General features: G+C 45.0%; 10 protein-coding genes. 8 read left to right on the top strand and 2 right to left on the bottom strand.

The genetic code is table 11. The features are described 5' to 3' along the window. Positions 1 to 1,383 (top strand): restriction endonuclease (locus tag QUF61_RS14645; protein ID WP_289682357.1); only part of this gene is annotated, 1,383 nt, incomplete at its 5' end. 235 nt (positions 1,384 to 1,618) lie between these two features. Here QUF61_RS14645 and QUF61_RS14640 read toward each other — a convergent pair. Beyond that, positions 1,619 to 3,322 carry a SpoIIE family protein phosphatase gene (locus QUF61_RS14640; RefSeq protein ID WP_103918491.1) on the bottom strand — a complete coding sequence of 568 codons (1,704 nt, stop codon included), beginning with the start codon at positions 3,320 to 3,322 and terminating at the stop codon, positions 1,619 to 1,621. Between the two features lie 505 nt (positions 3,323 to 3,827). Between QUF61_RS14640 and QUF61_RS14635 the strand changes: the two genes are divergently transcribed. From QUF61_RS14635 to thiE, 5 genes are all read left to right on the top strand, one after another. Beyond that, positions 3,828 to 4,826 carry an NAD-dependent epimerase/dehydratase family protein gene (locus QUF61_RS14635; RefSeq protein WP_177428119.1) on the top strand — a complete coding sequence of 333 codons (999 nt, stop codon included), beginning with the start codon at positions 3,828 to 3,830 and terminating at the stop codon, positions 4,824 to 4,826. A gap of 137 nt (positions 4,827 to 4,963) precedes the next feature. Beyond that, on the top strand, positions 4,964 to 5,869 hold the full coding sequence (locus QUF61_RS14630) for an NAD-dependent epimerase/dehydratase family protein (protein WP_289682355.1): 906 nt from the start codon (positions 4,964 to 4,966) through the stop codon (positions 5,867 to 5,869). After that, positions 5,866 to 6,885, top strand: a complete 1,020-nt coding sequence (locus QUF61_RS14625; RefSeq protein WP_103918487.1) for a Gfo/Idh/MocA family protein — start codon at positions 5,866 to 5,868, stop codon at positions 6,883 to 6,885. The genes QUF61_RS14630 and QUF61_RS14625 overlap by 4 nt, the downstream gene beginning before the upstream one ends. Further along, positions 6,885 to 7,832: a glutathione synthase gene (gene gshB / locus QUF61_RS14620; protein WP_289682354.1), complete on the top strand. Its 948-nt coding sequence runs from the start codon at positions 6,885 to 6,887 to the stop codon at positions 7,830 to 7,832. Before QUF61_RS14625 ends, gshB begins: the two co-directional genes overlap by 1 nt. Positions 7,833 to 7,987: 155 nt before the next feature. Then, positions 7,988 to 8,653 (top strand): thiamine phosphate synthase, encoded by a 666-nt coding sequence (gene thiE, locus QUF61_RS14615; RefSeq protein WP_289682353.1) that lies wholly within the window; start codon positions 7,988 to 7,990, stop codon positions 8,651 to 8,653. On the opposite strand, the gene infA is transcribed toward thiE, so the two are convergent. Further along, positions 8,634 to 8,852: a translation initiation factor IF-1 gene (gene infA / locus QUF61_RS14610; RefSeq protein WP_103918484.1), complete on the bottom strand. Its 219-nt coding sequence runs from the start codon at positions 8,850 to 8,852 to the stop codon at positions 8,634 to 8,636. The two genes, thiE and infA, sit on opposite strands and share 20 nt — an antisense overlap. A 36-nt stretch (positions 8,853 to 8,888) precedes the next feature. Between infA and QUF61_RS14605 the strand changes: the two genes are divergently transcribed. Both QUF61_RS14605 and QUF61_RS14600 read left to right on the top strand, forming a co-directional pair. Continuing rightward, positions 8,889 to 9,449 carry a YcxB family protein gene (locus QUF61_RS14605; protein ID WP_146066331.1) on the top strand — a complete coding sequence of 187 codons (561 nt, stop codon included), beginning with the start codon at positions 8,889 to 8,891 and terminating at the stop codon, positions 9,447 to 9,449. 108 nt (positions 9,450 to 9,557) lie between these two features. Further along, complete coding sequence (locus QUF61_RS14600; RefSeq protein WP_289682351.1) at positions 9,558 to 11,264, top strand: FAD-dependent oxidoreductase; 1,707 nt, start codon at positions 9,558 to 9,560, stop codon at positions 11,262 to 11,264. Positions 11,265 to 11,313 lie beyond the last annotated feature (49 nt).

The raw sequence follows: 11,313 nt of genomic DNA, 5'->3' as shown, positions 1-11,313 counted from the left end.
ATTGTGGCACTGACAAACTCAGGTGGAGATGACGGTGTTGATATTACCCTTATTCATAAGGAATACAAAAAACTGGTATCAATTGCACAATGTAAATCATTTTACAACAAAAAAGTTGGCGTGAAATATATAAGCGAATTTACGGGAGTGATGCTACAGAAAAATATAAAAAAAGGCTATTTCATGACCAGTAATGAATTTACTGATGAGGCAATAAGCTTTGCAAAGAGTATAGATAAACTGACCATTCAGTTAGTAACTGGAGTGGTAATTATTAATATAATAAATAACTTACCCGAAGATCAGCAAGTAAAATTATTAAGAAAAATAACCAGAGGTGATTATAAAACACCGACTTGTTCTTCTTGCGATATAAAAATGGTGTCAAGAAAAGGAAAGAATAATGAATTTTGGGGATGTTCTCATTTTCCAAAATGCCGCATAACAATAAATAAACATTATCAGAAAAAATTACATGTAAAGAATAATATAGTTATGAAACAAATATCCACAACCGCACTTGCAAAAAAATTAGGCATCGCTTCAAAAGCACTTTTTGCTTATTTATTGGAGTCAGGACTTATCGAAAAAGCTGACAAAGTATGGCAGCTGACCACCAAAGGTAAGCATAAAGGTGGCGACTATAAAGAGTCCAAACAGTACGGAAAGTACATTGTATGGCCTGAAGACATCAATATAGAAATTGTGCCGCAATCACCTGATAATACACAAATCCCACTTGTTAGCACCACAACGATTGGGCGTCAATTTGAGCTTTCCCCAACTAAAGTCAATTTTATTTTGTCAGAATTAGGTTGGGTCAAAAAAGGCTTAAAGGGCTGGCTCATAACCGACCAGGGCAAAAAGCAAGGCGGTATTCAGGATGAGGATAATCGCTCTGGTGTTCCGTATGTGCGTTGGCCTGAGTCAATTACTGATGCAAAGTCACTGAAAGAAACGGTAGGCCATGTTAAAGGCACTGAAACCGTGTTCTCTCCCGTAACACAAGATATTAAAGAAGAGGTGAGCTTTAGAGATAAATTTGAGGCCAAGCACCGCAGTGCTGACGGACATTTTGTCCGATCTAAAGCAGAAATGCTGATTGATAATTGGTTGTATATGGCTGAAATCGTCCATGCCTATGAGCGAAAACTACCTATTGAAGAAGATGTCTATTCTGATTTTTATATTCCAACCGGTAAGGTTTATATTGAGTATTGGGGATATGAAAACGATCCTAAATATCTTGTCAGGAAGCAGAAAAAAATAGCTTTATATATGAAATATGGGTTTAACCTAATTGAATTGCAGGACAAGGATGTACAGAACCTTGATGACATCTTGCCAAGATTGTTGCTAAAGTATGGGGTTCAGGCATATTAAGGAGTGAGGATGAAATAAGTGCAGGAACTGGGCGCAGGATTTTTATTCATTTTCAAGGCGTGAAAACAGGCGCATAGCAAGCTATGTAACTGCCTAAGTCCAAACAGGCACAACGCAGAAAATGGAGAAAAAGACCAGCCAGGTTTCGGGAATTATAAAATCCTCGTTTCTAAAGACGCTGAAAGCCGTTTACGCCAAACTTAGGTTAAACTATCAACTGCCAACTTTTATCTGCTTATTTACGCTTAAACACCAACAAGGTCAAATCATCCAGCAATTCTTCACTGCCAATATAAGCATGTACATCTTCAATCACGGCATTGCGAATTTGTTCGGCAGGATATTGCCAGTTATTACTGAGCACGGTACACAAGCGTTCAACACTGTATTGCCGTTTGTCAGTATTTCTGGCCTCAGTAATGCCGTCGGTATATAACACCATGCCTTCACCGGGTTCGATGTGAATATCACGTAATGCCAGGAAATCACTGATATTGGATTCAACGCCTATCCAGAAACCTAAATCAGTGGTATCAATGCGTTCCACCAAACCGCCGTGGCGCATAATTAAAACATCTTCATGCTGCCCGGACAGGTTGAATTTACCATTATCATAGTCCAGCAATGCCAGCGTCAGGTTTTTATCTGTCCCCATGCGTTTGATATTATCAAAGATGGCACGGTTAAGAATTTCCATAAATGCTTTAGGGTCAGTAATATTACTGGTTAATAAGGTACGTACTGCCATTTGCACCATCAACATTAACATGCCACTTTCCAGGCCATGTCCGGTAACATCGCCAATGCCGATTTTAACTTTGCCTTCATATTGCAGCACGTCATAATAATCACCGCCGACTTCACTGGCTGGCTCCATAAATCCGGCAATATCCAGATCGGGAATCAGTTTTAATTCCTGTTCATTTGGCAGCAGCATTTGTTGAATTTTGCGGGTAACATCCAGTTCCGCGCTCATGCGCACATTTTCTGAGCGTAGTTGTTTATTTAAAGTATGAATTTTCTGGTTGGCTTCATTGAGTTCCTGGGTACGCTGCTCAACCCGATCTTCTAACTCATTATTTAAGGTTTTCAGTGCTTCCTGATGCGCGTTGAGTTCTTTGGTCATGTGGTTGAAATTATCGCTCAGGGTTGCAAATTCTCCAGAGAATCCAGAAATCCGCTGATCATAATGTCCCCTGGCAACCTGTCGCATGGCCTCTCCCATTGACAGCAAAGGGCTGGTTACATATTTTCGAAATATCCAGATGACAATAGCAAAAATCACCATAAAAACGGCAAGTTGAAGTATTAAATTGTTAATGAAAGATTCTTGCGTGCGTGCGTGTAAAGTACTCGCAGGTAGCTTGATACTCATCAAACCACGTAAATCACCCACTTTGTAGCCCCAAGCCTTGTCATACAGCTTGCGAATGGTTTCCGGGGCATCTTCGCGTTTACCATGACACTTAATACAGCGTTCTTTAATCCAGATAGGACGCGCATAAAGATAATACGGTTCGCCCACTTCATTTTCAAAAGGTTTAAATAGTATTTTTTTTTCAGGATTTTTCCGAAAATAAGCTATGGCTTCCAGTTCGAGTTTATCCGCTTGGTGTTCTGGGTTGCGAGGTTGATCAGAGACATTATTAAAGCTAAAACCGGAACTATCCCATTTGGGATATTCATGTGAAATTTGGCCTATTGCGTAAGCTGGTAAAAACTTAAGGGTGACAGGATCAAGTTTAACCTTGTCTTCCAGAAAAACCTTCTGTTGCGTCGTGCGGTAAGCCATCAACAAACTGCGCACCTTTTCTGCCTGATCCTGAAGATCTTGCGCGGCATTTTGTTTGCTATCCTGAAAATGAAAAGCCTCCAGGATGATAAAGGCAAAAAGCAATACACTGCCAATTGCCAACAGTAATCTTGCTTGTAAGCTCATTTGCAATCTCCATGAAGGTTGCTTGATATGCAGGGAAGTTTTCTATCTTCCAAAATGATAAAAAATATATTATAAGGAGTGAGGATGAAATAAGTACAGGAACTGGGCGCAGGATTTTTATTCATTTTCAAGGCGTGAAAACAGGCGCATAGCAAGCTATGTAACTGTTTTCAGAACGCAGGAAATGGAGAAAAAGACCAGCCAGGTTGCTGAAGTTATAAAATTCTCGCTCCTAAGCAGATATAAAATATATTATAGGCATAATTTTTTAGATAAAAACCGCCTGCTGAAATTAGATTTAAAATATAAAAAAGGTATCAGCAATTTTGGAGCCTGTTAACCGGTCTATCCTGCTTTAAGTGACTAAAAGCTATATCTCTTTATATCAAGATGATCTAATATAAGCTAAATTTGGTGGAAGCAGTTTTTGGTCACTAAAAAACCAAGGGCGATTTCCACCTCATGCCAAATTTTTACAGGCTAAATTCTTAATAGAGGAAATAAAGTGAGCAAGCAAAAAGTGGTCGTAACGGGAGGCGCGGGGTTTCTTGGCTCTCATGTGGTCGGACAATTACTCGATGATGGTCATGCAGTAGTGGTGCTGGATGATTTTTCTAATGGTAAAGAAGCCCATTTAGCAACAGTTGAAGGACACCCGAATTTACAGATTATTCACGGTGATATTACCCGCCGTGCTGACGTGAAAACTGCCTTTGCCGGGTGTGACTGGGTAATTCATCTGGCAGTGCTGGATTTGCGTCAGTCGATTAAAGAGCCAGAGCGCGTCAATCAGGTCATTGTTGATGGCACCATGAACTGTCTGGCGGTTGCACGGGAAAATCAGATGCAACTCTTTCTCAACTGCTCCTCTTCTGAAGCTTACGGCAGCGCAGCCTATGTGCCTATGGATGAAAAACATCCTCTGCACCCGGAAACCCCTTATGCCGCTGCAAAAGTGGCGCAGGATATGTATGTCTACAGTTATGGGCGTACTTACGGCTTACCCTGGACCACTATTCGCCCGTTTAATATGTATGGCCCGAATTCACATTGGCAGGGGTTTCGCGGAGAACTGATTCCGAAAATGATAGTGCGGGCAATGAATAAGCAGCCCTTGGTGTTATTTGGCGATGGTGAGCAGACTCGTGACTTTCTGTATGTTGAAGAAGCCGCCAGCGCCGTGATTGATGTGGCAAAAAATCCTGACTCGCTGGGGCGTACCATGAATTTCTGTACCGGCAAGGAAACATCAGTGCGCCAGATTGCTGAAATTATTTGCCAACAGTTTGGTCTGGATCCGGCGACTGCCATTGAAAAACAAGCAGCAAGACCGGGGGATGTCATGCGTCATCTGGGTGATAACCGGGTTTTCCAGGAAATTGTGGGTTATGCTCCGCAAATTGAAATTGAAGAAGGCATTGTGAAAACCATACAATGGTTGCAATCTTTACCTTTCAGCCCGGAAGAATTACTGTCTCAGGAAGTCTTGAGAAGCTGGGAGTAAACAACCTGAATCTAACATAAAGTTTTTCAGGGTGAAATAACCAAATTTAATATACACTATCAATAACTTAGCGTGAGGCGGGGTGGTTTTCAGCCGTATAACGGATGAAATAAGCCTGCGTCGAACTCAATCATCTTATGCTTAATGGACAAACATTCTTAATTACCGGCGCGACCGGGCGTTTAGGGCGAGATTTAAGCGCGCGTCTGGAAATGCTGGGGGCGCAAGTGCTGCCGCTGGTTTTGCCGGGTTATCCCGAACAACCCAGGCGCGTGGACTGGATAGCTGATAGCCAACCCATCGTTGTGCAATCTGCTGAAGACTTAACCGGCTTAGCTAAGCCTGATCGTGTTATTCATTTGCATTGGCAAGTGCAGCGCGATAAGACATTTACTGAACAGATGCGCTATGAGCTGGATAGCAATATTCACCAGTTAAGCTTTTTATGGGATTGGTTAAAAACCCATCCACCAGTCAGTTTCAGTAATATTTCTTCTATCCGGGTATTCAGCCGTTTAAATCAAAACCCGATACAGGCAATGGATCCCCCCCACCCTGACACCCCTTATGGCTTGCTTAAACAGACTGCTGAAAACTTTTTTGAGCAGCATTTTGCCGATTGCAAAACTGTGGTCAGCCATTTGCGTCTGGGTTCTGTTGCCTCGCCGGGAGAGCACCCTTCACAATTACTCAGCCGTTTATATCGCAGCGCATTTGAAAATGAAGCCATTATTGTGAATAGTGGACATGTCACGGGTTTATTATGGATTGATGAAGCCGTTGATTTACTCATCAGCGCTGCCATGCATGCACAGGCCCAAGCTTATTTACTCACACCAGCAGCCATTGATAATGCAGAAATTGCCCGTTGTTTTATGGCTGTGAGTGGGCGTACACTAAACGCACGTTACCAAAATCTTGCCCCGGACTGTCCCGACCCGGTATTTGTGTCGGATATTCCACAATTTCAGCATGACTGGGTACGCCAGTTTTCATTACAGACAATGATCCAACAACGCATCAAAAAGGAATCAAACACATGACACAGGAAAAAATCACGGTTGCAGTCGTCGGTTGTGGCTACTGGGGACCTAACCTGATTCGCAACTTTAACAGCCTGCCAGGAACGACACTGAAGTGGATCGTGGATCTGGACAAAAAACGTCTGGAAAAGATGGAAGCTTTATACCAACATGCGCAGACCAGCAGTGATTATGAACAGGTTTTGAATGATGAAGATGTGGATGCCGTAATTATTGCCGTACCGGTGCAATACCATTTTGATTTGGCAAAAGCCGCGCTGCAAGCCGGTAAACATGTTTTTATCGAAAAACCGATGGCTTCTTCTGTGGCAGAATGTAAAGAACTCAATGCCTTGGCGGCAGCGGGTAATCGCACGCTGATGGTGGGCCATACCTTTGTTTATTCTTCACCCGTGCGCAAAATCAAAGAAATCATCCAAAGTGGCGATCTGGGAGAAGTTTTGTACATGAGTTCAAGACGTTTAAACCTGGGTTTATTTCAAAAAGATATTAATGTCACCTGGGACTTAGCGCCGCATGATTTAGCCATTATGTTTGATATTCTGGGTAATCAGGCCACTTCCGTGAACTGTGTTGGCAGCAGAAATGTCTCCAAAAATGTTGAAGATATTACCAGCCTGACAATCACCATGGAAAATGGCCCCCTCGCCACCATTCAAAGCAGTTGGCTGGACCCTAATAAAATCCGGGAAATGACCTTTGTCGGCAGCAAACGTATGTTGGTGTATAACGACATTGAATTATTTGAAAAAATTAAAATTTATGACAAAGGCGTGGAAGCCTCGCCCGGTTATAACTCGTTTGATGAATTTGCTTATGCCTATCACAATGGGGATATGTATTCTCCCGCCTTAAGCATGGTGGAACCCTTGAAGGTTGAAGCCCAGCACTTTATCGACTGCATCCACAGCGGTGAAAAACCACAGTCCAGTGGTGAAGAAGGTTTACAGGTGGTACAAGTGCTGGAAGCCTCTCTGCGCTCTCTGGAACAACAAGGCGCGAATGTAAAAATCTGATGACTATTCAACTTGGCATCGTCATGGACCCCATTGCCAGCATCAAATACTACAAAGACAGTAGTTTTGCGATGTTGCTGGCGGCGCAGGCGCGGGGGCATCAGCTCTGGTATATGGAACCGGGTGACTTATCACTGCGTGATGGGGAAGCCTGGACCTGCATGTCACCGCTGAAGGTGCGTGATGAGGCCAGTGGCTGGTTTGAGCTGGGTGACAGCGTATCTCGACCACTGGCGGATTTAGATGCAATTTTAATGCGTAAAGACCCGCCATTTGATTTTGAGTATCTGGTGGCAACTTATGTATTAGAACAAGCAGAAGCGCGTGGTACGCTGGTGGTAAATAAACCCCAGAGTCTGCGCGATGCCAATGAAAAACTTTACACTGCCTGGTTCCCGCAATGTACCACGCCCAGTCTGGTGACTGCACAGGCAACAGCATTGCGCGAATTCCTGGCGCAATGGCAGGATATTATTCTCAAACCACTCGATAGCATGGGGGGAGATTCAATATTTCGTCTGCGTGAAGCTGATCCTAATATCAGCGTAATTATTGAAACCCTGACCCAGCACGGACAGCGCAGCATCATGGCGCAGCGTTTTATCCCGGAAATTAAAGCCGGAGACAAACGCATTTTACTGGTGGATGACAAACCCACACCTTATGCCTTAGCGCGTATTCCCGCCCCCGGCGAAACCCGGGGTAATCTGGCGGCAGGTGGTTCCGGTCAGGTGGTGCCGCTCACGGAGCGGGATTATTGGATTTGTGAGCAGGTGGCTCCCACCTTGTCTCAAAAAGGACTGATTTTTGTGGGGCTGGATGTAATTGGTGATTATTTGACGGAAATTAACGTGACTAGCCCCACCTGTATCCGGGAACTGGATGCGCAGTGTCAGTTGGATATTGCCGGGGATTTGATGGATGTGATTGAGCAACGCTTAAGCTGAGTGTTGTTGCAGCAGATGCTGTGATTATCACCTCATAACCAAGCTTTGCTTGATATACCGCTTACGCGCTTGAAAATTATGTCACAAAAATACGCAACTTCACTTAAACAAGCTTTAATTGATAAGGATTTACAATCTACCTGGAAACGATGTCAATGAATCATATTCCGCTGCCTGTGGGGGGCTTATACGCCATTACTGCAAGCTGTGACAATGAAAGTGTCTGGCTGCAACGTTGTGAGCAGATCCTGGCGGGTGGAGCCAGTATTTTACAATATCGGGATAAAACCGCCACCGCCGCACAACGCAAACAGCGTGCTTTACGCTTGCAGCGTTTATGCCGTTCCCGGCAAGTCCCCTTATTGATTAATGATGATTTGGCATTAGCCGTTGAAATTGGTGCAGATGGGGTGCATTTAGGAAAAAATGACCCGCCGTTTGCGGTTGCGCGTCAGCAGTTGGGGAAGCAGGCAATCATTGGCGTATCTTGTTATAACCAGTTGCCATTAGCACAAAAAGCGCAGGCGCAAGGTGCGGATTATGTTGCTTTTGGACGCTTTTTCAGCTCAACAACGAAACCGGAAGCGATACTGGCACCGCTTGAGTTGCTGACCCAGGCGCGCGCGCAGTTAAACTTACCGATTGTTGCCATCGGTGGTATTAGCGTAGACAATGCAATGGATTTACTGACTGCCGGGGCTGATTTTCTGGCGGTCATCGGGACATTGTTTAATGCCGAAAAACCGCAACAAGTGGCAGCGCAATTGTGTGAATGTCACTTGCGCACCCGCTCAGGCCAAATTAACGTCCTCGATAAGTAATTCTGCCTTTACTGAGATCATAAGGTGTTAATTGCACTGTCACCTTGTCTCCCGTTAAAATGCGAATATAATGTTTGCGCATACGTCCTGAAATGTGTGCAGTTACCACATGACCATTTTCCAGTTCAACCCGGAATGTGGTATTGGGTAAGGTCTCGACCACCGTGCCTTCCATTTCAATATGATCTTCTTTTGCCATAACTCTATCACTAAATAAACTTGAAAACCGCCTATTATGCCTGAAAAACTAAGCCCTGACAATCAAACTGGAAATACTTCAAGCCACACGACGTTATTGAACTTAAACGCACCTATGCGTCAGGAGGATTATCTTAACGGGCATAAGCTCAATGCCAGAAAACGCCGTTTCTGGTTATCCGTACTTGCCGTAGGGCTGGGCGCTTTGTGTTTTATACTGGCGGCTTACAGTTCGGCAAAACAACCCTTGCAGGAAATTTATTTTTTATCCCTGGGTGGTTTTCTTGTGTTATACGGTTTGCTGCTGGGGCAATTTATTTTCACCCTGAGAGTGTTGCGGCACTGGAAACAACAAAACCGGAAACGCGCTTTACAGTTAAACTGGAAAGTCACTGAAGCCGGGATTTATGGGCGTGATGATGCAGATAAGCCGGTATTGATTCACTGGGAAAATATGGATAACTGGCTGGAAGACTCGCATTTATTCCTGATTCGTCTGCCATCGCTGCTGTGGATTGCCCTGCCCAAGCATCTGTTTTCAGAAACTGTGCAAAAAGAATTACGTCATTTATTAAAAGAAAAATTAAAAGCCGGTTAAGCAGAATGTTTCATGTCTTCAAATCCCGGTGAAAAAGAAGCTTTTGCGTAACACCCGTTATGTTATCGTTTTCAGAAAATTAATTTCCAGGCTCTAAAGGAATTACCAATGACCATTTTAACCCGTGCCGCTTATGCAGAACCTGGCACTGCGCTGAACTTTAAAACCGGCACCTGGCGGGTGCAAAAACCGGTGCATCAACATACGCCTGCACCTTGTCATATTGCCTGTCCGGCTGGAGAGGATGCCCAGGCTTATATAGCACAGGTGCAGGCAGGTAATCTGCAAGCTGCCTGGGAAACCCTGGTCAGCGTCAATCCATTGCCAGCCATTACCGGTCGCGTTTGTCCGCATTTTTGTGAATCCGCCTGCAATCGCAAGGATTTGGATGAAGCCATTGCGATTCATGCCATTGAGCGTTTTCTGGGCGATGAAGCGATGAATCAAAACTGGGCTTATCCCGTTAGCGAACCGGCTGCCGATGCCCCGGAAATCGCTATTGTCGGCGCAGGACCCGCGGGTTTAAGCGCGGCTTATCACCTGCTGCGTGCGGGTTATCGCAGCGTGATTTTTGATGAAAACCCGGAAGCAGGCGGTACCTTACGCAGTGCTTTGCCACCTTATCGCCTGCCACGCTCGGTATTAGAACTGGAAATCCAGCGTCTGTTGGATTTGCCGGGTATTCGTTTTGAGCCGCTTACCAAACTGGGACGCGATATCAGTCTGGATGAATTAAAAAATAACTATCCTGCGGTCTTTATCGGTGTTGGCGCGCAAAAAGCACAGGAATGGAGTATTGATGGCGCAACCCCCAGTGACTTGCATTCCGGTCTGGATTTAATCCGTGAATGGGTGAGCATTGGTACGCTGCCAACACCTAAAAGCGTTGCCGTGGTTGGTGCAGGCAATACCGCAGTGGACTTGTCGCGCATTATGAAACGCGCAGGCGTTGAAGAAGTCCATCTAATTTCTCACAAACCCATTCCCGGCCCCGGCATCCCGGCATCAGAGGCGATGCCGGCAATTCCCAGAGAAGTGCATGAGGCGCTGGAAGAAGGCGTGCATATTCACGAGTATCGGGGCATACGGCGCTTGATTCTACGTGGTGAGAAGGTCACCGGGGTGGAGCTTGTGCACATGAAAAAACTCAAACAGCCCAATGGTCGCCTGCGCCGCGTGGCATTTTCTGGCACGGAAACTATCTTAAATGTGGAGCAAGTGATTCCGGCGATTGGTCAGGTAATGGAGCATAACGGTCTGGAAAGTATACTGGAAGCGGGGCTTAGCCATTTTGATACTGACGAATGGGGACATATTCTTAATCAAAGCAATGCTTATAAAACCTGTTTCAGTGGTGGTGATGCGCGCTACGGTAGCGGTACGGTCACGGAAGCCGTTGGTGATGCGCGCCGCGCCGCAATTGCCATTGCCGCCATGCTGGAAGATAAAAACCTGTCAGGTACGCCAAAAGCAGAGCCGCTGGCTTTTTCGCAACTGAATCTGAATTATTATGCCCAGGCCAGTCGCATTGCAGAACCCGCATTGCCAGTCGCTGAGCGTGAGGAAGAATCAGAAATCACCCGCAGCCTGGATCTTGTCAGCATCAATAAAGAAGCCAAACGTTGTTTCTCCTGCGGTAATTGTCTGGCTTGCGATAATTGCTGGACCCTGTGTCCAGATTCTGCGGTGTTAAAAACCCGTGATGTCGCCTTTGATGGCTCGCAATATGTCTTTGATTATGATTATTGCAAAGGTTGTGGCTTATGCGCGGAAGAATGTCCCTGTGGTTATATCAGTATGCAGGAGGATTTATAACCCGGATATTTCATAAATAGGCTCCAGGATTTTCTGCAAAACGCTGATT

Source organism: Candidatus Venteria ishoeyi, from assembly GCF_030378065.1.
Classification (GTDB): Bacteria; Pseudomonadota; Gammaproteobacteria; order Beggiatoales; family Beggiatoaceae; genus Venteria; species Venteria ishoeyi.
Note: the sequence above shows the minus strand (reverse complement) of the source record. Positions and strands in the feature narration are given on the sequence as shown.